Raw genomic sequence first — 22,596 nt, 5'->3', positions numbered from 1 at the left:
TTTTGTGGATTAACCCCTGGTACAGAGAACGTCTGTGATGCACCTGTGCCAGTTGCTGCACCGGAGAACGTAACGAGCGTTGAGAAAACAGTGCGCAGAGTGAAAGAAGCGGGGCCAATTTGCTGGACCCCGTTCTCGTCCCACGTAGCCAAGCCGTATTCAGCCATCAGGAAAGTCTCCCGAACTTGCCGCGGCGTTTCTCGTTCGCATCGAACACCGAGATACCGCTGTTATCGAGCAAGCTAGCGCCATCCGTGCCCTCACCACGAAGATTGAGCGTGCCTGCCGGAATGTTGATTTCCAGCAATGGACGCCCTTTCGAATCCACCGTCGGCGAACGAAGCACCATGCCCAGGATGATTTCCTGAATGATCGCCTTGCTGATGATCGCGGTATTGAACACGGCCTGGCCGTTCTCGATAACAAACATCGGAATGACCTTTCCATCGATCTCGTTCACGACCGCCATCCGTTGAGCCATGATCAGAAACTCTGATTGCTCACCATTCGATCCGAATGCCATGCCCGTAGTGACCCTGCGCCCATCCACGATTGTCTGGGCCTTCAAGGTGACCTGAGAGGACACCCTTCCGTCCAGGCCAACCAGAGTCTGGCTCACCTGCTGAACCGAGGCGTTTGTCTGCCCGAGACTCGACTGGACCGTATCAGTCCGTTTGGACAGAACATCTATCGCAGTGGCCCTGACCAGCTCCTCCTGCTGGATAAGCCCCTTCGCGCTATCAACCCCAGCTTGCAAGGTGTTGATACGCTCAGCAGTTGCTAATTCGCGGGATGCTTCTACACGAATTTGCTGGGCAATACTCGCGACGGACTCATACGTTTTCAAAGCCCCCGCCAGTTCCCCGGCCCCGTCATCGCCGCGCACGGAAGCGCGCAACGCCTCGTTGCTCGAAGCCTGGGAAGTGATCTTTCCGTCGAGGTTTGTGACTTTGGTGTTGAGGCCCGTGATCGCCTGGGCATTACCGGTCGCCTTCTGCTCGACAACAGACAGATCGCTCTTGATCTGGTTGATCTGCGCTGCTGAAACCTCGCGGTTGCTGGCCACTACTTGCTCCAGAACGGTCAGCGACGACTTGTTGTCGCCGACCTGAGCGCTGAGGGTGAGCAGCTGCTGGGCCGCCGCTTCATTCTCGCTGGCTCGCGTTTTGCGCTCGACGGCGAGATCTGCCGTGGATGTCCACCCTTTGATTGCGTCGGCCAGATCGCCCGCGCCATCGTCACCTCGAGCGGCAGAACGCAACGCCTCCACAGAGGTGGCGGTGGCCAACACCCTGCCGTCGATTTCTTCGATGGTGGTTTCGATGATCTTGACCTGAGACACCAGTGCATCAGTGGTCTCAAGAATGGTTCCGATATCGATCCAATACGCAGCGTCCGGCGGTGCTGCCCCAACCGGGACAGGGCCTTTTGCTTGGTACAGATGCTGATCGAGCCGGACAATATCGCCCTTCAGATAAGGCTTCGCAGGGTCGTAGGCGAGCGCGTCGTTCACCTGCTTGATCAGGTCCTCCAGTTCCTGCTTGGCTTCCTCGAGGCGTTCATTTACAGAGCCTGGCCCGTCACCGGTGATCAGCTCTATCTCTTCGCGCAGGCTCTGGTACAGGGCACCCTTGCCGATTTTGTCGGCGTAGTACGCCTCATAGTCGCTCTGCTTGGTGCTGGCCTGTCCATTGACTGCACCTGGTACCGGCCAGAACGGGCCGATGTTGCCGGTCCGATCCACCAGGCGCGCCCAGAAGAACAGGGTCGCACCAGGCAACAGCGAGTGCATCTCGTGCTTCGCCTGCGGATAACTGAAGTCGCTCAGCTTGATCGCGGTGGTCAGGTCGGCCGACTGGCTGTACCAGATCTCCGTCCGCTGGGTGTCCTCTGCACCTGGTGGAAAGCCCCATTGAATGCCGATGCCATAAACCAGGCTGGTGGTGGTCAGGAAAGACACCGCCGGCGGCAAACCGGTTTTGCCTTCCAGGTTGGTCAGGATGGAGTTTTTCCAAACCGACGAAATGTCGAAGGCACTCACCGCGCGCACCCGGGCCAGGTAGGCACCCGAATAGATTCCGGTGACATCGACGCTCGTCGAGCCGGTGCGCTGCACCTTGATCCAGTTTCCGCTGTCCTTGCGCCACTCCACGTCATAAGCGACGGCGCCGGTGACGGCCGGCCACGTGATGTTCATGGTGGTGATCGCGACGCCCTGATTGACCGAGTAGCTCGACGTCAACGTGACGCTGGCCGGTGCCGGTACCACCGTGATCGGAATCACGCTGATCGGGCGCTCTTCCAGACGCGCGCCAGTGTCAATGTGAGCAAACTTGCTCGGGTCGTACTGAACTGCCGATATCTCAAACACGCCTGGCTCTGGCCGGGCCACGCTCACCACGCGGTAGAGCGGAATGGCCAAGTCGTCAGCATCCAGCGCCCACACCAGCTCGCGCTCAGGCGGCACGGAATAGGCGACCGTCACAGTGACCTGCCTGCCGCTGACCAACTGCACGGTGCGCCCTTCACACTTGCCGTCAGGCAGATTGAGGATCAACCGGTCGCCGGGCTTGGCCTGAGTGTCGCGGTCCAAAGTGATGACCTTGCCATTCACTGCCGAGATGCGTCCGCCCACAGGCCGACCGGCTAGGAGCTCGTCAGCGATCGGGATCACGTAGCCAGGCAGCGGAATGCGCCCGTCCAAGCCTACCTTGAAGGTGACGGCCCGATCCTTGGAGTTGGTGAGCAACGCCCACTTGCCGCGGCGCTGGGCCTCGGATTCGCGGGTACAGCCGATGGCACTGATCTCCAGCGGGTTGTCGCCGTAGCGCCGCTGCAGCTTCTGGTCGGTCACCGCCGTGACGTCAGTGTCGTAGTTGTTCAGCGGATTGTCGTAGCTGATCAGGGCTCGGGTGTAGCGGGTGCGTTCCGACGCGCTGGAGTAGGTGAATTTGCCGTCGATGACGTTCGCACGGGTATAGGCGAAGTCGAAGTCGGTGGCGCGCGGCATATCTGCCAGCGTGAATACCTGGCCCTGGGCCCAGTAGGTCATGCCGCGGTAGATGGTCGAGATGTCCTGAAGCAGCGACCAGGCGTCGGCCTTGCTCTGCAGGTTCAGGTTGCAGATGAAGCGCGGCTCCTGCCCCCCTTTACCGTCCGGCACCAGCTGGTCGCAGTACTGCGAGATGCGGTACAGCTCCCACTTGTCCACCATCCACGGCTTGATGCGACGGCCCAGGCCGAAGCGGTCGCTCAGGGTGATCCCATACGTAGCCCAGACGGGGTTGTTGGTGTAGGCCTCTTTAAGCGTTCCGTCCCAAATTCCGCTGTACGTACGCGACACTGGATCATAATTGCTGGGCACCTGCCACTTGCGAGCCTTGCAGCTCACGGTCACGGCGGGAATGCTACGGAACTGCTCGGCAGAAAACTCAATGTACAACAGCGCGGTGTTCGGGTATCGAATCTTGGCGTCGATCACCTCGGTGAAGCCGGCGATCTGCATAGTGTCGGATATTTTGTTGTTGTTCTGGTTTACGGTCAGGCGTGTGATTTTAATCAGCCAGCCAGTGGTCGCCTTTGGTAGATCAATTCGGCGTGTGCGCTCATAAAGACTGGCTTTCTTCCCGTCGACAGCCTCGCTAAGCACCTGCTGATAGGCGCCGCCATCGGTGGCCAGCTCAACCTTGTATTCGATCCGGTAGCCATTAATGTTGCCGCCGGCATCAACGGATTGAATTGCTGGCCAAGAAAAGCGCACACGCACAGCGGAAAGCTGAGTGTTACTGATAGCTCGAACCCACGGAGTTCCACTGCGCAGCTCGGTACTGATCGTGGTTTCGCTCTCAACCGACGGTATACCCTGGATGTAGGTCTGGTCCACCGCCCCGGTGCGCCACTCCCATTTCACATTCGGGAAGTTCATGTTGCCCTGGGGATCCTGGAGAGGCGTGTTGTCGAGGTAGATATCGCGCGCAGTCGGCGTACCCTCGAACTCGCCCTCTCCAATGGCGATGAGCATCTTGGCAATGGCGACAGAGCGAAGACTGTCCGGAGCTTCCGTCGGCGTTTTTGGCTTGTCTTCGCCGCCCTTGGCGCCGTGGATGTCAATCTTGCGTGCTGCGCCCATGCTTTTCTCCAGGCAATAAAAAACCGCCTCATGGGCGGCTGCGTTGCTGCGGGAATTAGCTACATCTGATCTTCGGCGTAGATAGAGGCGCTGATAATCGCGCCGCCCCAGCGGCGCTCGCCGATGCAGAGCGGAACCGGGTTACCCGATGCCGTGGTGTTCTTGGCGCTGCCGAAGGCGTAGCCGGGGGTGTTCTCGGGCGCGGCGCTGGTCTTCAGGCCGCCGGCCTGTGGGCTGAGCATTTGGATTACGCCTCCCAGAGCCATTGAGCCGCCCATCATTACCAAGGCAGAACCGAAAGGCGCACCGGCACCGAACGTGCCGCCGGTGATGACAAGACCGACAACAATCAGTACGGCGCCGATGATGGTTTGCAGCGCCCCGCCGCGCTTACTGCCGGTGATGACCGGGGCAATTCGAATATCTCCGCCGCCAGCAAACCCCAACTCCTTTTCTGCCAGGTTCGTCTTCCCTCGGAATACGGCAAACTCAATCCCTCTAGACTTGGCGTTCGACAGGTAACGTTCGAATCCGGGGATCTGCACACAAAGCGCCTTGATCGCCTCCGCTGGTGACCTCACAGCCATGCGGAAGGACCGGCCAAACTGCCGAAGTTGGCCGTAAAGCATGATCGTGGTCATTGGCTGATAGTTAATAGCGAGTGCTGCCATTGAGTTTTCTCCGGACAATAAAAAAGCCCGCCGAAGCGAGCCTTTGATGAAGTGTTGCGGCCTATAGGCAGCTTTGCAGCGCCGCTAATCGCTTATTCGCAATCCAGTTGCCGACCACCACGTAATACTTCGCTTCGGACCCCGAGCTTTTGGGCTGGATGTCAACGAAGTACTGCGACCCCTCAGTGAACACCGTGTATCCGGTGTCACGCCCGGGCTGAAGGGTTGCGCCAGGTGTGCCGCCGAAGATCGACTGGTTCTGCCATTCGTACTGCACACACTTAGCTAGTGCAGCATCGGTCTTCTTCGATGCAAGAACCTTGTATGGGCCTTCGTTGCGAGCTTCATTCATCGTTGGCGCCATGCACCCCGCCAGCATCGCCACCGCTGCCGCCGCTATCAAAATCCGCATGTCGTTCACTCTTTGGTTTGGCGGGACTGTAGCACTGCGAGGTTGACGCAGAAAGCTCAGAAAAATGCTTGGTAGTTACGGAAGAGCTCGCAGGACGTGCCCTATGTCATGGTCGCCATAATTCACAACCCAGCTATCCTGTAATGCAGCCAGCGTCCCTAGTCTCTTTCCTTCAGGGCAAAAAAGAACACCATCCCTAACCTCATACGGTCGCTCTCCAAAGCGTATCTCTTTTCCCTTACCATCGACCAAAAGGCCGATTACCGTCGTAGATACGCGGTCCTTATAAATTCCCCACTGACCTTTTTCATATGACTTCGGCATTATCCTCTCCATTGTCTGCCCGAAACTGAGGCTGACTATAATTCCCTATCCCTAGCTAACTATCAAGGACACCCTGTCCAAGCATCCAGCGTGGATGGAATGCCAGTACCGTATCGAGGCATGGATCGCGTAGCATTTCGCCACTACCTAGCAAGAAAAGGATCTGAAATTTCAATGGAAGAAGCAACAAAAGAACTTTTGCCGACGCTGCAACTACTGCTGCCTGGCTTCTTGGCCACAATTATATTCTATTGGTTTGCAGATGTGCCTAAGCCATCTCAATTTGAGCGAATTTTGCAGGCTCTTGTATGCACCCCAATCATTAACTTACTCGTGGGCACGATTGGATGGATTTTGATTTTTATCGGCCAGTTCGTTTCAGTTGGGGTTTGGAAAGAATCTAATATTATTTATTACTCAATTTGCACATCACTGGTTTTCGGTACTCTTCTGGCTTTTGCGTGTAACAAAGATATATTTTTCTCATTAGCCAGAAAGCTAAAAATCACTCCTAAGGCGTCTCACAGTAGCCACATTCACGTTTTTAGAAAATACGGTGAGGTCGCCGCTGTTCTTCAGCTTAATGATGGCCGACGAATCATGGGCTACATAGCCGCTCATCCATCAACTGACCCAGAGAGCTTCTATCTATTAGATGAGCCGCACTGGATAAATGGCTCAAACATATTTAAATGCGAGGGTACCGCCTCTTTCATGATCAACGCAGACAAAGTCAATTGGGTAGAATTCACACAAGGAGAATCAAATGGCTAATGATGAAAATAAAGACTTGCAACAGCAGTTTCTCGACGGCGAAGTTTTTGTTGGAAACGAGCATTTAATGCCGACCAACGTCCGTCAGCCAATGCCAACTACCGCTCCCACTCCGCCACCGCCACCGCCTGCTGATGGCAACAAGAAGAACTGAGGGACTCTCCAGTCCTACACCTGCAAGCCCAAGGACTGGGACAGCGCCAATATCGGCGCGACTATGACCTGGAGGTCAAATGAGTGATAATAAAGGCGGCATCAGCATGCTAACTCTCGATCAGCGACTGGCTGCACTTGAGAGCGCTGTAAGTACCACCGCTACCGCACACACCAACGCTATAGCAAGCATTATTACCGCGATATGCAATTTGCCTGAAACAGACGTTAGTCAATTGGAAAAAGATCTTACTGAGCTGAAGTCATTGCCCACTCAGGGCGTTGAGCCAACTCTCTATGGAAATCTGATCGACCTGTTCATTTCAAGGATTGAGCACGCCCGGAAATAAATCCCAGTAAACGCTGATTTGGACCTACCGAAATCACTGCGCGCCAACGGAACGCGGCATTGTCGAGGATTACAGGCTCGGCAATGCTCCTTTTCTCAGCTGTAGTCACCTCAATTGAATGCTTCATAGGCATATCCTGCGGCTCTGCCGCGTCATGTTGGTTATTTTGCATCTTTGTGCCTGAGGATCAGGCGTGTCCGGTCATGCCAGGGACCGCCATAGACGATGATCTCCGACGGCCTTCCGTAAAGGTGGTGCAGCAGGAACGGCCCGGGGCCGAAAGCGCCCGAATCTTCACCAGGCAATGCCGGATCTGTGCCGAGGTAAATCCCAGCGTGGTTCGGGTGAACTGTCCGGCCCACATGCATAACGATCAGATCGCCGCGCTGCGGCCGGTCGACTCGCACAAAGCCGGCCGCGTCGTAATGTTGCTCGTACAGGCTCGCGTTCTCCGCACTCTCCCACCAGCCGTCGGTGCGCTGGAAGGCTTCGAACTCCAAACCCCATTCGCGGGCGTACCAGTCAGCGCAGACCTGCCAGCAATCCCATGCTCCATGCACGAACGGACGATTGAGCAGCGGCGTAATGCGCGTGGGCGTGATCGTGCGCATGTCGCCCTCTGGCCAGGACAGAATATGCCAGGGCAAGGCCGTGGCCTCGCACATGGCAAGGTCATGCGGTGACGGCCTGCTGGTGGCGTCCGGGTGCGAGTGAACGATGCCGATCACATCACCCATGTCCTCCGCTGCGGCGTAGTCCTCGGGATCGAGCCGGAACTCTTCGTTCGGCTCCGTGGCGATGTTCCGGCAGGGGAAATACTTCTGCGCCCGGCCGACGGCCAGCAGCAGGCCGCAGCATTCGCGCGGATATTCGGCTGCCGCATGCGCCTGGACCGCCGCAATGATGTGCTTGCGCATGGTCAGCTCCGGGCTATCAGGGAAACGGCGGGGAATCCACCGAAGGAGAGTTCGTTGTTCTCGCCGAAGCGCAACTTGCAGGACGACAGGCAGCCCTTGCACTGATCCAGTGCTGGATCATCCGTGGGATTGTCCTCGTCGTCGAACATGGCCGCGCCGGTGTAGCCGCAGTCCGGCCCCCGGTAACCGTTGGTCATGGCCCAGTGGCAGAACGTCGTCATCTGCCGGCCAGGCAGCCCGTGGTTGTCGATCTCGCCCGGGGAAGACAGTTCCCAGACCACAGCCTCGCCGTCCTCGCTGGTTTTTTGGTCGATGTACCAAATTTCCAGCGCCTCCTGCGTCGGGTCAGCAGTTGGGTTGCCATCGGGGAAGTTGGCCGCATCCAGGTACTGGGCCAGGGTCTCGCGAACCGTCAGCTTGAACTTCAGCATGTCCTCGAAGGCCAGGCACAATGCCGTGACACGCCCGTTGACGTTGCCGGCGGCGAACGTTGGCCGAGAGGCGGTGCCGTCGCTGCTCGAGGAAATCCCCTCAATCTGCACGGGCCACGCTGCGTACTCCTGGCCCTGCCAGATAATCGACTTGGCGGGCAGTTCGACTTCTGAGTGCTCGTAGGCGAGCAGTTCCTCCGCGGTATGCGGAATGGCGTGGCCATGGAAGCGCAGGTAATCGGCGCCGTATTCAGTCCCGTCGATTTCAAACAGGCGAATCTCGCCGCCGGGCTCCAGTTTCTGGATGTCCGTGATCAGTGCCATGGGCGGTTATCTCAGGGGTGAAAGGTTTGCTGGAAGGTGGCGGTGATGGCGTAGACCTGGCCCCCGCGGTGAATCGGCTTGTAGCCATTGCACTTGTAGAGGCCAAGCTCGCCAAGGGGTGGCTCCCACAGGAAGCCCTTCGCCCCTTTGTGCCGGTCGATGAAGGCCATGATTTCCTTGATTCGCGGTTTCAGACCGGTAAAGGTCACCGGCCAGGACTGCGATCGATTGTTCAGGCCATCCTCGACCGACTGCTCGTAGCCATCACCGAACTGTTTGGAGCGAGCGCGCTGGGTGATATCGCCCTCCGCGCCCTTCTCCGTTGCCCAGGTGAATCGTTCGATTGCCATCAGCGCCCCTTGATTGCTTTGTTGATGACGCCGCCCTGGCGCATGTCCTTCGAGCGCAGCTCTTGATACTTCTGCTCTACGAAGTTCGCCAGTTCTTTGCCGAACAGGTCGTAACCAGGTGCGTCAGCGGTGGAGGAAGCGTTGCCGTCACCGTGGATATGCACCTCAACGTTGATCTGCGTGCCACCGGATCCACCACCTCCACCCATTGCCATGACGCCAAGCTTCCCGCTCGACGTGCGAGTCAGCGGCATAATCGCCTCCGCCCCCGCCTCGCCCATGACGCCTGTTTTGCCTCCGGCCATGCCGAATGCCGTGGGCTTGCTTACGACCGAGTTGGTGAACGCACCGCCGTCGGCGAACATCTGGACGCCGCTCGCCCATGCACCACCTTTGGCCTGGGTGACTCCAGACCAGCCCGCCAGCACTTCAGGGCTGTAGCCTGCAGCGGTTGAGCCAGCCGATGCTGGTGTCGCGCCTCCTCCGAAATACGCGCCTGCCGCCGAAACGCCAAGCCCCACGAGAGAACCGAGCAGTCCCGATGCCGCTTGCCGGGTGGCGATGCGCGCCATATCGGCCAGGATCGATTTGGCGAAGTCCGAGAACGACGCCTTGCCGGTCATGGCAAAGTTGACGATGGAATCCTCCATGGAGCTGAAAGCGTTGCCGAAAAGGCTCTTCGTCTGTCCTGCAATGTCCTTTGCCGAGTCCAAGTAGTTTTCCCAGGCAGCCGTAGCGCCCTTGGTCCAATCGCCCTGGGCACTTTCCACGTCCGCGTAGTTCTGCCTGATCTGGTCGGTGGCTTTCTTGTTCGCGTCAGCGAGCGCCTGCGACTTGCGGGTGAATTCCTCATCCGACATTTTTCGCGACGGGTCGGATCGCTGGTTTTCCAGTTCCAGCGACTGCTGAGCAAACCGGTCTTGCTGACTGTTCAGTTGCCCGTTCAATGCGTTCTGACGATCACCCTGGCCCACGCCCAATACTGCGCGCTGCCCAGCAAGCTCCAGCGCGCGCTGTTGCTGACCCAGTGCCTGCACGTAGGAACTAATCGAGCGCTCCTGCTTGGCGAGCCTCCCGGTCTCGTTGGTAGCTAGTACTTCAAGCTGGCTATCCGCATCCTTCTGCGCCTTGACCATACCCGCGCGCGCATCGGCGATCTTCTGATCCAGCTGGATGCTTTGCGTGGCCGATGTTGTCTTCTTGGCCTTGGATGCTTCCAGGGCAGTGATCTCGGCCTCGTAGGCTGCTGTCACCTGATCAAGCTCGTTGCCGATCAGGGCCTGGCGACGAAGCAGGTAGTCTTCCTCGGATAGCAGACCGGCTTTCTGCGCGGCCTCCAACTCCTTCTGGTAGTTCTTGTAGGTATCGGTGATCGCCGCCAAGTCGTTTTTAGCGTTGTTGAAGGTGGTCAGGTCGACCTGGGTGCCAGCGGCTTTCGGATCCTTGAACTTGTCGTTGATGTTGGAGATATTTTTATCGATCACCGCCTGGGCTAGGCGCGGATCGTTCGGCGCTACCTTGCGGATGTCTTCGAGCTGCTGCTTATAATCCTTCAGGGCTTCGGCGCGTTTCTGTTCATTGGTCAGCGACGACTTGGTGAGCGCGTCCACCTTCTGCATCGAAGTGATCGCGGACTGTTGAGCCTTGGCACGCTCACCCTCTTGCTTGGCAATGTCGGCTTCAGCGTCGCGCTGGTCTTCCAGCATGTTCAGTTGGTTAGTGTAGTAATCAACCATCACCTGCTTGTTTTGGAACAGACCAACATCACCAGACTGAGCGCTCGCCAGGTCGCGCCGGGCCTGCTCGATATCGGCGCCGATATCCGGTCGGCCGATATTTTTGAGGCTGTCGGCAGCCCGCGCGACGGCGTTGTAGCCTTTCTCCCAGAAACTCAGGTTCTCCAGGATATTCGGCGTGCGCTCGTTGATCGCGTCGGCATATTGCTCGGTCGCCAGCTTTACGGCGCCGGCGTGGTCGCCCTGCTCTTCCAGCGCGGCAATTTGCGAGTAAACCGAGGCAGTAAGGTAGTGATACTGCTCGTTGAGCGCAGCGGATGCCTTGACCGGGTCATCGGCCAGCTTCACGAACTCGGCAACCGTCTCGCTTACTGCCTTACCCGTGGCTTCCTGCATCGATACGGCGGCCTGGGTGATGCCTTCGAAGCTCTCGCCGGCGATCTTTCCATTGTCTGCAAGCATGGCCAAAACTGCAGCAGCTTGGCCTGTGGAACCCACGGTCGCGCTCACCTGCCGCGCCATGTCGCCCAGTTGACCAGAGCTCACGCCGGCGTAGTTACCGGTCAGAATCAGCGATTTGTTGTAGCGGTCCTGTTCCTCGCTTCCCTTGTAGTAGGCAACGGCCAGGCCACCAACCGCGGCGGTGGCCAGTGCCAACGGCGCCAGGATAGCCAGCAATCCGGCAGCACCCGCACCAGCACCCGCTCCCAATTGAGCCACGGCGCGAACGCCGCTACCCCAGTCACCCGACGACAGCGCGTTACCCAACTGCACGACGTTTTCCTGGGCTTGGCGGGTACCGAGGCGCAGCTTGTCGAAGCCGGTGGTGGTCTTTTCGAGCTTTCCGTAATCCTTGTCGATCTTGGCCAGGGCGCTGTTGTACTGGTCCTGGCTGATTCGGCCCTCGTCGAGATGCTTACCCAGTTGCTCGACCTGCGTGTCCAGCTTAGCCAGCGCGGCACGGGCAGGGTCAATAGCCCCCAGCAGGCTGTTGAGGGCCTTCTGCTCGTCCATAGCGGACTTGGCCAAGGCCACTTGCTGCTTATCGAGCTGAGCCGAGATCTTTGCCGCCTCAGCCTCGCCATAGGCGCCGGTCTTTGTCAGCTTGGCGAGTGCATCACGCTGCTTTGCCAGGTCCTGGGTGGTTTTGGCGCTGGTGGACAGCGACTTCTCCAGCGCCTGCATTTCGTTCATCAGCGAAACGGCGGACTGCTCGGCCCGGCCGCCGGCCTTCGCCATCTCATCCAGGCTCGTTTTAGCCTGGATTGCATCGGCCGAGTCGATCTTGACGCCGAGTTCTGCAATGTTCATCGACTCACCTTGAATAAGTGCCCTTGGTTACGGGCTGTTTTCCCTTTCCTCCGCCATGACGCGCAGGGCTTCGCCTTCCAGCACCTGAAGGTCAGGGAAGATTTCAGCGAGTTTCTTTTTCTTGATACCGAGGAAACCGGCCACGTCGCGGATGCAGCTGTAGTCGAGACCGATTGCTCCGCCGGCGCCTGCTCGCCACTGGGTGGACATGCGGTTGAAAAGGAGGAAGGCTGGCCAGTTGCATGGCCAGACCTCTACTTCCTCAACCAGATCACCTGGGGAGAGTCCGAACATGCCGATAATCGCGTCGGGCACACTCGGCGAATACATGGCGCGGGCGGCGTCGATCAGTTTCCCAATCGGGCCTGGCTGTATGCGCCCTCATGAGCCTTCACGACAGCCTCGGCGGCGCCCTGGCAGGACTTCACGAATGCGACGATATTGTCGTCGTTGTATTCGTCGTCGAAGCCCCAGCCGACCACCAGGTCTTTAATCTGCTGGGCTTGCTGCTCGGTATCCACAGCAACAATTTCCGACCAGGACGGTTTATCGCCCAGTGCGGCCTGTGCCTTCTTACGCTTTTCGTTCCATTCGTCGAACAGAGCGGCAAGCTCGGCGCGATCCCGGTACTTGAAGGTGAACTCGACCTTTTCGGGCGTGCTGCCGACGATCGGGATCAACACCGGCGCGGTGAACGTGGCGTTCTGCGCGATACGGATCTTGGCCATGAGTTACACCACAACAGTCAGGTAGCGGGTAGGCTCGCCCTGCAGTGCCAAGTTGACAGTGCGGGTCAGCAAGTTGCTGCGGGATACCGTCGGCTGGTTTGAGAACGAAGTGAAAGCGCCGTAGAACAGAGTGTCGTTGCCTGGCAGGTTAAGGCGCGCCGCCTGAATTGCCTGGCTGGCATCTGCAGCGCGCAGAATGGCGTTGAACGCCTGGCCCGGGTCATCAGCAATGGTCAGAGCCAAGCTGGCCGCCGCTTTATCGGTAGGCATCTGGCGGCCCTGCTTGTCCTCCAGAAACACTACATCCAGATAGTTCTGGGTACCACCAGTGAAATCCATATTGGTTATTTGTGGAATTTGCACCCAAGTCAGCACCTTCTTTAGCGAGCCGATGCCGGAGCCTGCTGGGTAAACCTGCAGGTCGGTGGTATCAATGCCTTCGAGTGTGATTGCGGTAGCGGTCGCAGCCTTGACGCGCACAACTCGATTACCCAGGCGCGTCCAGCCGGAAGTGACGATCACAATGTCGCCAGCCGACAGCGTGCCACCCGTTACAGTGGCCACGGCTTCGGCCGTGTTGCTCAGCGCCGAAAACGGGACGTCCGGGCCATAAGTGGCGCCGTGCTGAAAGGTGCCGCCGTCCGGAATTTTGTAGCCCATGGGTATTTCCCCTTTGCAGATATGAAAAAACCCGCTCGATGGCGGGTTCGTGGTTTTGCCCAATGGTCGGGATCAGTCGGTGTCTGCTCGGTACGAGAACGAAACCGGCACGGTGTATGTGGAGTCGCTGGTGATTCCAGGTCCTGGATCAACAGGCGACATGGTCACCACGGTAAGTTGGCCCTTCGTGTCCCGGGCGTACAACAGGAACAGGCCTGTCAGTTCGGCCGCTATCGGGTTCGTCATGGTCTTGCCTGTGCCGGCCGGCGCGATGATGCTCACCTGGAACACTCCGGTGAACAGCCGGTGATCGCCGCAGAGCGTGTTGCTCGCAGTATCACCCGGGATCGTGAAAGCCCGCAGATACGTCTCGCCCTCCGCCGGCGTGTAGGCCGTGTTCTCGAAAACGATCTTGAGCCTCTCCGACCTGGCAGCGTTCCAGGCGATCAGCTTTGCCTCGTAGATCGAAGCGATGATTGCGTGACTCATACCTGGTTGTTCCTGATGGCCTCCAGCACGATCTGCTGGAAGCGAGCCACGGTTACCCGGACCATGCCGCCGGGGGCCTGGGTGGAATGGCCGAACTCCAGCGGGATCGCGTAGGGCAAGTTGTTGATGAGGTAGGCCATCTGGCCGGCGGTGAAGTCGCTCATTGCTGCGACCAGCGCGGCAGTGGTTTCTGCGCCGCTCGGGTCTACCTCGTCAAAGGTGACGTTCTCGACCACGCCGAGCGAGATGTGCCAATTCGCACGGAACCGGCCCCCGACGTAGCCTTCCGGCGCGACGATATCCATGCCGTCGTTGAGCTTGCGGCCCTTCTTGAGCCTGCCGCCCTTGGTAAGGTTGGCTGGATCGCTGCGCAGCGCGCTGTTGTAGTCGTCGACGGCCTTGTTGTACTGGGTGGCCACTGCGTTCTGCGCCCAGATCTCCGGATTGCCCACGGGAGACATCCGAATCAGGCTACTGCCGACCTCGATGATGATCTCGCGCACGCTGGCGTCGATGGCTTCGCCGGTCTGGGCCGCAAACTCGGCGAGGCTCAGTGCGAAGCTGCCGGATTGGATAGCCATGTCACCTCCTCATCTGAGCTGTCCACGTCGCATCTGCCGGATCGGCGGACACATTCATAACCCGCAGCCCGTTGACGATATCGCCAATGGCCGGGGCAGCCAGTACCGCCGTCGGAACGCCGGCCTCCGACACGAAAAGCTCGTTTTGCAGCACCAGCAGCTTCTTGTCGGTCGTCTGGATGAGGGAGCCGTCGATTTCCTTGGACAGGTAGCTGCCGAGGACACCGCGCCCGGAGTACGTCACGATGGTCTCCGGCGTTTCGCCGCCTAGGTCGGGGTCATACTCGCCCGCAACCTTGCGCACGCCTGTCACCGTCTTTACCGCGTCAGCCAGCCCATCAGGATCATCGAACGACTCGGCCAATTCAGCCTGGATATCTTCGCGCATGCCCATGATCAGATCCTTTTCAGCATCATCACGCCGGAGCGCTTAATCCAAGGCGCCAGCAGCGCCAGGGCGAAGTTGACGCCCGCCGACTGATCGGTAGTGCCTGCCACGTAGGTTTTGCTCACCGATGTACCGGACTGAGCCGAGACCGTCTTGCTCTGCACTTCTTTCTGCGTTGCTGTGTACAGCTTGCCCGCCGCCGCCTCTTTGGCGACCTGGGCACCGGCTGTTTTGATCTCGGCCGGAACCGGATCGGGAACAGCCCGCTTAATCTTGGCCGTGAGCCAGGCGTTTGCCATGGTCACAGCACGGACCGGATCACCGGTGCCAGCCCAACCAGAACCCAGCGAGGCGTCAACATCGGCAACGGTGATGAAGTCGGTCATATGCTTGTCCTTATTCCGCCGGCACTAGGGCCTGCAGGTCTTCTTTCTTGGCGGACGGGTCGAAGGCAATGCCCTTCTCGGTTAGCCATTCTTTCAGCTCGGGGACCTTCATTTTCAGCGGGTCGGTTTCTTTGCTCTCTGGCTCCTTGTCGTCGGAAACCTTGATGCCGGCGGCCTGGTAAGCATCGGAGATATCCGGTGCATCGCCATCAACGACTACCTCCGTCGCGGAACCGATGACGCCGAAAAACTCGCTCAGCAGGCGGTAGCACACGCCGCGCTCTTTGCCCGGCTTGTCCGTGTAGATCACTTTCATAAGTCACCTCAAAAGCATCCCGGCGCCATGTGGGCGCCAGGCTGTGTGGGCCGAGTTACGGCGTGGTGGTACCGCTGATCACAGCGGCGAACGGAACCTGCTTGCGGCTGAACACCCGCTGCCAGTTGGCAGCAGCGGCGTATTGGGTCGCGGTCGGGCTGAGGTTCTGAGCCTCGGAGCCCTTCCAGCTGAAGCCGGCAGGCTGGAGGATGTAAGTCTTCCGCTCCCACAGCACTTCGGCACCGCCGCCGTTACCGCCGCCGGGCTTACGCTCCAGTTCTACCGGAACCTTCGGCGTGCCTTCGCCGTAACCGAAAGCGCCCTGGCCGAAGAACACGGACAGGTACTTGCCAGCGCCGTACACCAGGGCGTCGTCCATGAAGACTGGTTTGCCGAGGTAGGTTGCCAGGATGATCTTGCCGTCGGAGTCACGCAGGTACTCGATGAGATCCTGCTTGACCATCTGGTTCATCACCACGGAGTGCACGCCGATCGCGCCGAACTGGTCAGCGGCATCGCCCGCGGTGAATGCAGCATCCTGGAAGGCGTTCGCGCTGATGGTCGCGCCCGCGTCGATGACCATGTCACCGCCGTTGTTGGCGATGTTCGACGCGATGATGCCGCGAGCCGCGCCCAAGGTGTAACGCTGCCACTGGCGGGTCCAGTAGGTGCCGAAGCGGTTGCGAATCTGCTGCTGTGGCTCGCTGTTTGCCAGCTCAGCAGTGAGGTCAGTCACGCCGTAGCCTTTGTTGAGGTACAAGACGCGGGCACGCATGCTGTCCTGGGTGACTTTGCCAACTTCGCCCTGGTCGTTCGGGTCGTCGTTGCTGATGTTCGGCGCTTCATCGGCGTTGAGATCCTGCCAGTAGCTGATCTCGGCGGTGCCCTGGCTGCCGGAGGCGATCGCGTCCAGCACAGGGGAGCGAGTCACGATGCCCGACTCGTATACAGCGGTCTTTTCCGGGCTGTTAACCGGCGCCAGGGAGGCGTAGTAGTCGCCGACGAAGATATCGGTCAGTTGGGTAGTTGCCATGGATTAGGTTCCTTTGGTGGCCTGGATTTTCTTGAAGAGCTCAGGGTTGTCACGGGCGATCGCGGCACGCTCGGTTTCCGTGTACTCACCCCACTTTTTCGTGGCCTTGCCACCGTTGTCGCCGGTCTGCCCGGCACCCTGAGCCCTTGGCCACAGGTGTGTTGCTGTTTCGCGCAGCGATTCCGCCCATTCGAGCGGCGACAGAGGGGTCTTCCCGTCCTTCCCGTAAACGACCTCGCCGTCACGGTCGGTGGCAATCGCCTCGCCGTCCTCACTGAGTTTGAAAGTGCCCCGGGCGCGCAGGATAATGTCCTCGGCGGCCTCGGGGAGCGCGCCGGCCTTTATGGCGGCGGCGCGGATTGAATCAGCAAGCACCTTGTCGCTGTACTTGGCGGCGAATTGTTCGGCCTTGTCGGCTCGGGCCTTCTCGGCTGCCAACTTGGTGTCGTAGTCGGTGCGCAGGCGCTCGGTACGGCGGGTGATGACCTCGTCCAGCTTGCCCTCGGCAATCAGCTTGGTCTCTTCATCCTGGCCAACCTTGGTCAGCAGCCCCTTCACTGCTGCAATGTCCAGGCCTTCGAACTGGGACTTGAAGCCGTCCAGCTCGGTTTTGGTGGTCCGGAGCGAGCCAAGCAGCTCGGTGTTTTTGTTCTTGAGGCCCAGGGTGGCCGCTTCCACCGCTTCGGCGATCGCGGATTTAACTGCTGGGTCTTCAAGATCAATCTGGTTTTCTACTGCCACTTGGTGCACCCCTTGGGTTTGATCGGCCCGCTTTGCGGGCATAAAAAAACCGCCCATTGGGCGGCTTGAGGTTAATTAATCACTCTTGAAACTTACGTCTCTGGATCACCGTATTCAAGGTGAAGTCCTGCGTCATATCTTGCTCGCGCCTCGCCATTCCTAGATGCCGCTCGCTCTGTTTCTTCAGTCTTCCTAGTATTTATAACGTAGCTCTTAGCTACCGATGAAAACTCTGGAGAGACCTCAACTGTTACATCCTTGCTAACCAGCCTAATTAGGATTTTTAGCTCTTGCTCAAAGAAATCCTCAAGCCGATCAAAGAACACCTTGTTCAACTTAAAATAGCCGTTACCTGGATGAATTTCACTTCGACGCATTTGATTTATGGGGTTTGCAACCCATTGCTCAATAAACTGAAGTAGGTCGTGCTTATTCAAAGCAAGGATATCAAGATATTCTCCCCTCTGAAGTTTTGTCGTTGCGCCACCTTTTGGGATTCGACTAAACGTCAACAGGTCGATCTTAGAACCATCTTTTTTGGATATCAGCTCAGCACCCAGAACACTCTCAGGAACAATCCCCTCTGAGACAACCCTAAGTAGCCATTCATCAGGCGTAAATTGATTGATTATTTTTACTCTTGGAAGTTCTTTTTGTTGCTGTCTATGAGACTGCCACAATGCAAAGGCAACTGCGGAGAAGGCACCTATAGCGGATGCCCAGTCTCCCAAACTCCCCCAGACCGGGACAAATGTGATTGTGGATTCAGGATTAAAATAGATACCTATAGTTAGGCCAAGAAGTCCGCAAACTATCCCTAACAAAATCCCTGCAACTGCTATCGCTACCCATTTGATTTCCATAAGGCCTCCATTCCGAAAAGCCACTTATACCAAATGGCCACCTTTTCAAGCTATGAAATTATCAATTGCAGTCCTCTCATTACCAAATAATCGGCAAACTGCGTCCTGCTCGGCGCGTATGGCGGCGGTCGCATACGCAGGCCTGGCGTATCTCGATTCAATCGAGTCCGCCGCCCGTTCGGCTCGGTACAGTGAGTCGGCTCTTCGATCTGGAGGCCCTGCTCGGAAGCGTATAGCTCGACCGCCAGCCTTACCTGCCCCCACTCAAGCTCAAAGGGCACGAATGTCTCCGACAGCGTCTGGTATTCGATCTTGCAGTCACGCCGGGGCCAGGCCATTGCCTGATCTGGATTGGCCTTTCGTCCCTTCCACTGGCGGCCATTGATATCAGCGGCGGCCCGCAGCAACAGCTCGAGCTGGCCAGCCTCAGCGTCAGGTATCCGGAACCCGTAGTAGTCGCGGTAAAAGGTCAGCTTCTCCAGTGGCACGAAGCTATTCGCGTCTGGCCTGCCCTTCCCGTCCTCAACGATGATCTGCATCGACTATCTCAACCTGGTGGAGCGCCAAGTGTAACGCCGGCTCGGGTGAACATGTCAGGCTCTGCGTCCTTCAGCTGCGCCAAGGTCAGCGGCTTGAACGATTTGTCGAGCTGCAGCTTGGCAAACTTCTCCGGCGTCAGCCCTCCATCGCGGAACAACTTGCCCCGGACCGGCCCGAGGGCATGATCCTGGAAGCTAGCCGGCTGCGTTGCCAGCCACTGGTAATAATTCAGGCCTGCGTCGACCTGGGCCCCGCCGTTATCTCCCACCGAGGCGCGTGTGGCGTCCTTGGCGAACATCTCCGAAAGCCTGGTGGTGGGCACCGTGGTTGACCGGCAGTTGATGTGCGCCGGCGGTAGCGGGCCTTTGCCCAGGTCGAATCGCATGCCATCCAGGCCCTTGCACTGCTGCGAGGTCTTGCGGTCGAGCGTCGACACCCAGCGATAGCCCAGCACCACATCGCTGTTGGCCTTCAGCGTTTCCATTCGTGCCGTGGTGGCCACATGCTGGATTGCTGTCTGCACCGCAGCGGCAGCGTTGCGGTTGCTCACCGCCAGGACGCCGTCCGTGAAGTTCTGCGCCGCGGTGCCGCGAATCGCCTGAATGATCTGGGCGTTGGTCTGGCCCTGGCCGAAGCCGAGCCGTATGGTGTTTGTGACGCGCATCGTCTCGGTGCGAGTCCAGCCGCTGACGAAGCTCTTCAGCAGCTTGCCACCGTCGATGCCCTTCACCTGCAGCGGATAGGAGAATACCGCCGCGCGGATCACTGTGTTGGTAGGCACCACTGCGTCGATGGAGAGCGCATTGCTCAGGCTGTTCGCCTCAAAGGTCGACTCATACAGCGCGATATCGACCAGATCGGCCTGCACTAGGTCGCCGTAGGCCTTGTATATGCCCAGCAGTTTGCCGTCCACGCGGGCCAGGAACTGCTCAAGGCGGTCCCGGCTATAGGTGGTCAGTTCCTTGCGGGTCAACTGCTCCCGTACCAACGTGTCGATCTGGCGCAAGTACTTTTCGAACTTCTTGACCTCGCCAGCCTTAAGCCGCTCCAGCATTACCGAGTGGCGCGTCGTCTGCTCTAGCAGCTGGCTGTCCGCCTGCATCAGGTTTGTCGTTGGCATCGTCTTTGTCCAAGTTGATGCCGGCCGACTCGCGCTCATCGCTGATCAGTTCGGCTTCTTCTTCGTATGGGCGCTCCGGCAGCTTGCCGGTGGTGAGGTACTGCCAGTAGGTGTCGGCGCTGATCGTGCCGGCCATCACGCCCTTGAGCAGCTCGGCGAGAACCTGGGCGTCGACCACTGGGGTCACGAACTCAGGATTCACCTTGAACGTGACCTGCTTGGGGTCGTAGCCCTTCCACTCGGCGGCGTACCGCAAGCCTTGCTCCACTGCCTCGGCCACGGTGATGACAATGCTGTGTAGCGTGGCGTGCTGATCGTTCTGGCGTGTTTTGCGTGCCTCTCCTGACTCGGTACCGGCCACGTCCATGACCTTGGCACCGGCTTCGAGCGCGGCGTTCTTCTGGTCATCCATGGCCTTGCGCACAGCTTCAATGCCCGCGCCCTGGAATTCCAAGTAGCCACATTCGCCATTCGGGCCTAAGTCCCACGCAGCAGATGGGCCGGTGACGCTCAACTCTACCGCCTCATCCAGCCCTGAGACCCACGGCTGCGGGTGACTGGTCTGGTGCAGCGAAGTGAAATAGTCAGCACTTAGCTGATAGGACTTCAGCGCCGCGCGCGCCATTGTTAACAGCGGCACCTCGTCGACTTCCGGTGAGTTGTCGGTCGAACCGCAGTAGATCACCGGCAGGTATGGCAGGCCTTTGACCAAACGGTTGTCGGTACCGGTGGTGCCCAGCGGCTTCTCGTCCTCGACCAGCTCCCCGCCTTCATTCCGCACCGCGGTGTAGCAAACGTCGCCGTCCATGAAGAACTCACGAAATACCGTGTCGCAGTCATGGCTATAACGATCACCGCCCTTCCTGCGGAACTCGCGAAACACCGAAAGTACCAGGTCCTGCCGACCGCCTTGATCAGCAGTGTCCCAGTTGATCGCGTTGCGAGTGGCATACGTAGAGAAGTACGGCTCGCCGCTCTCGTCGATGTTCACCACCAGCGGTACCCGGCCGTGGGAGATAGCCTGGCGCACCATGCGGAAGAACAGCTGTTTCAGGCCGAAGCCGTCGGCAGTGGCGTTGTCCTCCAGCCCTTTCAAGCCAAACGGTAGTTCGATCTCAGGGATCAGCCGGGAAACCAGGCCCATCATCGACCGCAGCGAGTCGCGCACCCAGTGTTCGTACTGGGCACGGTTCGTGTAGTTCTCGTAGAGGTACTTGTTGCCCGCACCGTCGAGCTTTTCAGCCTCAACCATGCCGCTTGGCTTGGGCAGGTTGCGCTCATTGCGCTTGACGGCACACTCACCCTCGAGCGCGTCGTCCATCATCTCCCACTCGGCGATATGCGCGTCGTAGTCGGGGTTTGTCGATTGCACTGGCATCAGGCCAAGCCTCCAATTCGGCGTGTTCCGCCTGTGCGTTTGCGCCTGCCCATCGAGACGGCGAAGTAGCGGAAGGCGTCCGCGCCGTGCGATGACCAGTCGTGAAGTGGTTTGTCTTTCCAGCAGCCGCGCTTGTCGTCCCACTCCTTTCGGTAGTTCTCCAGGCAGGAAATACCCAGTTCGCACTTGGACTCATCGAAGGCACAGGCCGGAAGGATCTCCCGCACCTGCTCAATGCCCTCGTCGATGCCGAGCTTTGGAACAACGCTGAACTTGAGGCTGTATTTTTGCCCGTCGATCTCGTAGCCCTCCCTGGCCAGCTCGCGCCGGGTCTTGCCGTCGCTGCCAAATTCACGGTTATCGATGTCGTGGGGCCCCCAGTGATCGCCATACGTGTATTTGCGATCCTTGAGCATCTTCATGTAGTGCCGCAGGCCTTCGCCGCTGTTCTCATAGAAGTCGATGACGTGGTATTCCTCGCCGACGATCCGGACGAACCAGATGGCCGTGGAGTCGCCGACACCGATATCCCATATCGTATGCACCGGCAGATGACTGTTGTCTGGTAGCGGGCCGATCCTCTGCGCGCCATACAGCTTGGTGAACTGCTTGGCGTAATAGGCGCCTTCGACCGACTGCTGAAAGGCTTCGGCGGGGATCGACGGGTATTCCCGCTTCATGTCGTCGCCGAGCGTCTTCTCCTTGGCCGCATACCAGGCGCGTTGGCCGTCGTTGGTGACGATCCCGTGCTTGGCGTGCAGTTCGTTGAAGTAGTCGGTCAGGCGCTGGGGCAGTACTACGTCGGTCGAATCAAGGCTGTAGGCCTTGTTGTTCCACCAGCTGAAGAAAAAGAACTTCCAGTCGAGCAGGCCCAGTGGCACACCAGCCAGTTGCTGGCGCTCTGCTGACTGACTGTAATCAAAGAAATACCCGGCCCTGCCCTCTGCCGTCGACTCGATGGTGACAAAACACTCAGCAGCGACAGCCTCGAAAGCACCGGTGACGATCTCCCGCGCCTTGTGCGGGAACTTGGCGCAGATCTTCCCGAACTCGGATACGTGCAGATACCGTAGAGTCCCGCCCCGGAAGGACGTGGACACGTAGAGCGATCCGCCCTTGCTGAACACAAGCTCACCAGCAGCATCGTTAGAAGCAGGGTTGGCAGCGCGTATTTCAGCAGGCAAGTTGTCGTAGGCATATTTGACCTTCTCCCGGAACAGGCGCTTCGCGTCGTTCAGGGTGTGAGCGATCAGGGCGCACTTGGCCGACTCGAACAGAGCGGCGTCCAGTTGGATGATGCAGCACTCGGTCGTGAAGCCGAGCTGCCGGGCTTTCAGGATGATGTTGCGGGTGTGCATCCCATCGAAGTATTCAATCTGCTCGTCCGTCATCCGGAAGCGGACTTTCTTGCCCTGCTTGTCGGTGATGAAGTAGAGATTGTTCAACCGCCAACGCTTATCCCGGAGCAGCTTCATGTGCTCGGGCTTCATG

General features: G+C 58.8%; 25 protein-coding genes. 3 read left to right on the top strand and 22 right to left on the bottom strand.

What is annotated here, in order from left to right; translation table 11 throughout:
* Positions 1-166: 166 nt before the first annotated feature.
* The 3 genes from gpJ to CIB54_RS17515 form a co-directional block, all read right to left on the bottom strand.
* Positions 167-4,129: a TipJ family phage tail tip protein gene (gene gpJ, locus CIB54_RS17525; protein WP_101220460.1), complete on the bottom strand. Its 3,963-nt coding sequence runs from the start codon at positions 4,127-4,129 to the stop codon at positions 167-169.
* A 59-nt stretch (positions 4,130-4,188) separates the two neighbouring features.
* Positions 4,189-4,800: a tail assembly protein gene (locus CIB54_RS17520; protein ID WP_101220459.1), complete on the bottom strand. Its 612-nt coding sequence runs from the start codon at positions 4,798-4,800 to the stop codon at positions 4,189-4,191.
* Positions 4,801-4,861: 61 nt separating this feature from the next.
* Positions 4,862-5,212, bottom strand: a complete 351-nt coding sequence (locus tag CIB54_RS17515) for a hypothetical protein (protein WP_101220458.1) — start codon at positions 5,210-5,212, stop codon at positions 4,862-4,864.
* Between the two features lie 444 nt (positions 5,213-5,656).
* Between CIB54_RS17515 and CIB54_RS17505 the strand changes: the two genes are divergently transcribed.
* From CIB54_RS17505 to CIB54_RS17500, 3 genes are all read left to right on the top strand, one after another.
* Positions 5,657-6,310, top strand: a complete 654-nt coding sequence (locus tag CIB54_RS17505) for a DUF6338 family protein (protein WP_157829739.1) — start codon at positions 5,657-5,659, stop codon at positions 6,308-6,310.
* Complete coding sequence (locus CIB54_RS27355) at positions 6,303-6,464, top strand: hypothetical protein (RefSeq protein ID WP_157829738.1); 162 nt, start codon at positions 6,303-6,305, stop codon at positions 6,462-6,464. Before CIB54_RS17505 ends, CIB54_RS27355 begins: the two co-directional genes overlap by 8 nt.
* Positions 6,465-6,543: 79 nt before the next feature.
* The gene (locus CIB54_RS17500) at positions 6,544-6,813 is read left to right on the top strand and encodes a hypothetical protein (RefSeq protein WP_101220455.1); all 270 of its coding nucleotides are present in this window, start codon (positions 6,544-6,546) and stop codon (positions 6,811-6,813) included.
* Positions 6,814-6,974: 161 nt separating this feature from the next.
* On the opposite strand, the gene CIB54_RS17495 is transcribed toward CIB54_RS17500, so the two are convergent.
* The 19 genes from CIB54_RS17495 to CIB54_RS17405 form a co-directional block, all read right to left on the bottom strand.
* On the bottom strand, positions 6,975-7,730 hold the full coding sequence (locus CIB54_RS17495) for a C40 family peptidase (RefSeq protein WP_101220454.1): 756 nt from the start codon (positions 7,728-7,730) through the stop codon (positions 6,975-6,977).
* 2 nt (positions 7,731-7,732) lie between these two features.
* On the bottom strand, positions 7,733-8,485 hold the full coding sequence (locus CIB54_RS17490; RefSeq protein WP_101220453.1) for a phage minor tail protein L: 753 nt from the start codon (positions 8,483-8,485) through the stop codon (positions 7,733-7,735).
* A gap of 11 nt (positions 8,486-8,496) precedes the next feature.
* Complete coding sequence (locus CIB54_RS17485) at positions 8,497-8,835, bottom strand: phage tail protein (RefSeq protein ID WP_101220452.1); 339 nt, start codon at positions 8,833-8,835, stop codon at positions 8,497-8,499.
* Positions 8,835-11,882 carry a phage tail tape measure protein gene (locus tag CIB54_RS17480; RefSeq protein ID WP_101220451.1) on the bottom strand — a complete coding sequence of 1,016 codons (3,048 nt, stop codon included), beginning with the start codon at positions 11,880-11,882 and terminating at the stop codon, positions 8,835-8,837. The genes CIB54_RS17485 and CIB54_RS17480 overlap by 1 nt, the downstream gene beginning before the upstream one ends.
* 27 nt (positions 11,883-11,909) lie before the next feature.
* The gene (locus CIB54_RS17475) at positions 11,910-12,212 is read right to left on the bottom strand and encodes a DUF1799 domain-containing protein (protein WP_101220450.1); all 303 of its coding nucleotides are present in this window, start codon (positions 12,210-12,212) and stop codon (positions 11,910-11,912) included.
* Between the two features lie 17 nt (positions 12,213-12,229).
* On the bottom strand, positions 12,230-12,610 hold the full coding sequence (locus tag CIB54_RS17470) for a phage tail assembly chaperone (RefSeq protein WP_101220449.1): 381 nt from the start codon (positions 12,608-12,610) through the stop codon (positions 12,230-12,232).
* 3 nt (positions 12,611-12,613) lie between these two features.
* Positions 12,614-13,270 carry a phage tail protein gene (locus CIB54_RS17465; protein ID WP_101220448.1) on the bottom strand — a complete coding sequence of 219 codons (657 nt, stop codon included), beginning with the start codon at positions 13,268-13,270 and terminating at the stop codon, positions 12,614-12,616.
* Between the two features lie 72 nt (positions 13,271-13,342).
* Complete coding sequence (locus CIB54_RS17460) at positions 13,343-13,759, bottom strand: phage tail terminator-like protein (RefSeq protein ID WP_101220447.1); 417 nt, start codon at positions 13,757-13,759, stop codon at positions 13,343-13,345.
* Positions 13,756-14,340 carry a hypothetical protein gene (locus CIB54_RS17455; protein ID WP_101220446.1) on the bottom strand — a complete coding sequence of 195 codons (585 nt, stop codon included), beginning with the start codon at positions 14,338-14,340 and terminating at the stop codon, positions 13,756-13,758. Before CIB54_RS17455 ends, CIB54_RS17460 begins: the two co-directional genes overlap by 4 nt.
* 1 nt (position 14,341) lies before the next feature.
* Entirely contained in the window at positions 14,342-14,734 is a 393-nt protein-coding gene (locus CIB54_RS17450; protein ID WP_101220445.1) for a hypothetical protein, read from the bottom strand.
* A gap of 2 nt (positions 14,735-14,736) precedes the next feature.
* A complete protein-coding gene (locus CIB54_RS17445) occupies positions 14,737-15,114 on the bottom strand; it encodes a hypothetical protein (protein ID WP_101220444.1) in 378 nt (125 codons plus the stop codon).
* A 10-nt stretch (positions 15,115-15,124) separates the two neighbouring features.
* Positions 15,125-15,430: a HeH/LEM domain-containing protein gene (locus CIB54_RS17440; RefSeq protein WP_101220443.1), complete on the bottom strand. Its 306-nt coding sequence runs from the start codon at positions 15,428-15,430 to the stop codon at positions 15,125-15,127.
* 55 nt (positions 15,431-15,485) lie between these two features.
* The gene (locus CIB54_RS17435; protein ID WP_012724055.1) at positions 15,486-16,463 is read right to left on the bottom strand and encodes a major capsid protein; all 978 of its coding nucleotides are present in this window, start codon (positions 16,461-16,463) and stop codon (positions 15,486-15,488) included.
* 3 nt (positions 16,464-16,466) lie between these two features.
* Positions 16,467-17,204, bottom strand: a complete 738-nt coding sequence (locus CIB54_RS17430; protein WP_178084438.1) for a hypothetical protein — start codon at positions 17,202-17,204, stop codon at positions 16,467-16,469.
* A gap of 92 nt (positions 17,205-17,296) precedes the next feature.
* Complete coding sequence (locus CIB54_RS17425) at positions 17,297-18,067, bottom strand: hypothetical protein (RefSeq protein ID WP_101220441.1); 771 nt, start codon at positions 18,065-18,067, stop codon at positions 17,297-17,299.
* A 50-nt stretch (positions 18,068-18,117) separates the two neighbouring features.
* The gene (locus CIB54_RS17420; RefSeq protein WP_101220440.1) at positions 18,118-18,606 is read right to left on the bottom strand and encodes a DnaT-like ssDNA-binding protein; all 489 of its coding nucleotides are present in this window, start codon (positions 18,604-18,606) and stop codon (positions 18,118-18,120) included.
* An 8-nt stretch (positions 18,607-18,614) separates the two neighbouring features.
* On the bottom strand, positions 18,615-19,709 hold the full coding sequence (locus tag CIB54_RS17415) for a minor capsid protein (RefSeq protein ID WP_178084439.1): 1,095 nt from the start codon (positions 19,707-19,709) through the stop codon (positions 18,615-18,617).
* Positions 19,645-21,105 (bottom strand): DUF4055 domain-containing protein, encoded by a 1,461-nt coding sequence (locus CIB54_RS17410; RefSeq protein ID WP_101220438.1) that lies wholly within the window; start codon positions 21,103-21,105, stop codon positions 19,645-19,647. Before CIB54_RS17410 ends, CIB54_RS17415 begins: the two co-directional genes overlap by 65 nt.
* A complete protein-coding gene (locus CIB54_RS17405) occupies positions 21,105-22,595 on the bottom strand; it encodes a terminase large subunit (RefSeq protein WP_101220437.1) in 1,491 nt (496 codons plus the stop codon). Before CIB54_RS17405 ends, CIB54_RS17410 begins: the two co-directional genes overlap by 1 nt.
* Position 22,596 lies beyond the last annotated feature (1 nt).

Source organism: Pseudomonas fluorescens (genome assembly GCF_002837185.1).
Taxonomy (GTDB): domain Bacteria; phylum Pseudomonadota; class Gammaproteobacteria; order Pseudomonadales; family Pseudomonadaceae; genus Aquipseudomonas; species Aquipseudomonas fluorescens_AM.
This window is presented reverse-complemented; position numbering and strand designations above follow the sequence as displayed.

Bases quoted from the DNA above. Each gene is read 5' to 3' on its own strand.
- CIB54_RS17490 (WP_101220453.1), bottom strand. From the start codon at position 8,485: ATGGCACTGATCACGGACATCCAGAAACTGGAGCCCGGCGGCGAGATT.
- CIB54_RS17505 (WP_157829739.1), top strand. From the start codon at position 5,657: ATGGATCGCGTAGCATTTCGCCACTACCTAGCAAGAAAAGGATCTGAA.
- CIB54_RS17485 (WP_101220452.1), bottom strand. From the start codon at position 8,835: ATGGCAATCGAACGATTCACCTGGGCAACGGAGAAGGGCGCGGAGGGC.
- CIB54_RS17475 (WP_101220450.1), bottom strand. From the start codon at position 12,212: ATGTATTCGCCGAGTGTGCCCGACGCGATTATCGGCATGTTCGGACTC.
- CIB54_RS17425 (WP_101220441.1), bottom strand. From the start codon at position 18,067: ATGGAAATCAAATGGGTAGCGATAGCAGTTGCAGGGATTTTGTTAGGG.
- CIB54_RS17470 (WP_101220449.1), bottom strand. From the start codon at position 12,610: ATGGCCAAGATCCGTATCGCGCAGAACGCCACGTTCACCGCGCCGGTG.
- CIB54_RS17435 (WP_012724055.1), bottom strand. From the start codon at position 16,463: ATGGCAACTACCCAACTGACCGATATCTTCGTCGGCGACTACTACGCC.
- CIB54_RS17480 (WP_101220451.1), bottom strand. From the start codon at position 11,882: ATGAACATTGCAGAACTCGGCGTCAAGATCGACTCGGCCGATGCAATC.
- CIB54_RS17420 (WP_101220440.1), bottom strand. From the start codon at position 18,606: ATGCAGATCATCGTTGAGGACGGGAAGGGCAGGCCAGACGCGAATAGC.
- CIB54_RS17495 (WP_101220454.1), bottom strand. From the start codon at position 7,730: ATGCGCAAGCACATCATTGCGGCGGTCCAGGCGCATGCGGCAGCCGAA.
- CIB54_RS17460 (WP_101220447.1), bottom strand. From the start codon at position 13,759: ATGAGTCACGCAATCATCGCTTCGATCTACGAGGCAAAGCTGATCGCC.
- CIB54_RS17500 (WP_101220455.1), top strand. From the start codon at position 6,544: ATGAGTGATAATAAAGGCGGCATCAGCATGCTAACTCTCGATCAGCGA.
- CIB54_RS17415 (WP_178084439.1), bottom strand. From the start codon at position 19,709: ATGCAGGCGGACAGCCAGCTGCTAGAGCAGACGACGCGCCACTCGGTA.
- CIB54_RS17515 (WP_101220458.1), bottom strand. From the start codon at position 5,212: ATGCGGATTTTGATAGCGGCGGCAGCGGTGGCGATGCTGGCGGGGTGC.
- CIB54_RS17520 (WP_101220459.1), bottom strand. From the start codon at position 4,800: ATGGCAGCACTCGCTATTAACTATCAGCCAATGACCACGATCATGCTT.
- CIB54_RS27355 (WP_157829738.1), top strand. From the start codon at position 6,303: ATGGCTAATGATGAAAATAAAGACTTGCAACAGCAGTTTCTCGACGGC.
- CIB54_RS17410 (WP_101220438.1), bottom strand. From the start codon at position 21,105: ATGCCAGTGCAATCGACAAACCCCGACTACGACGCGCATATCGCCGAG.
- CIB54_RS17450 (WP_101220445.1), bottom strand. From the start codon at position 14,734: ATGGGCATGCGCGAAGATATCCAGGCTGAATTGGCCGAGTCGTTCGAT.
- CIB54_RS17465 (WP_101220448.1), bottom strand. From the start codon at position 13,270: ATGGGCTACAAAATTCCGGACGGCGGCACCTTTCAGCACGGCGCCACT.
- CIB54_RS17455 (WP_101220446.1), bottom strand. From the start codon at position 14,340: ATGGCTATCCAATCCGGCAGCTTCGCACTGAGCCTCGCCGAGTTTGCG.
- CIB54_RS17440 (WP_101220443.1), bottom strand. From the start codon at position 15,430: ATGAAAGTGATCTACACGGACAAGCCGGGCAAAGAGCGCGGCGTGTGC.
- CIB54_RS17405 (WP_101220437.1), bottom strand. From the start codon at position 22,595: ATGAAGCCCGAGCACATGAAGCTGCTCCGGGATAAGCGTTGGCGGTTG.
- CIB54_RS17445 (WP_101220444.1), bottom strand. From the start codon at position 15,114: ATGACCGACTTCATCACCGTTGCCGATGTTGACGCCTCGCTGGGTTCT.
- gpJ (WP_101220460.1), bottom strand. From the start codon at position 4,129: ATGGGCGCAGCACGCAAGATTGACATCCACGGCGCCAAGGGCGGCGAA.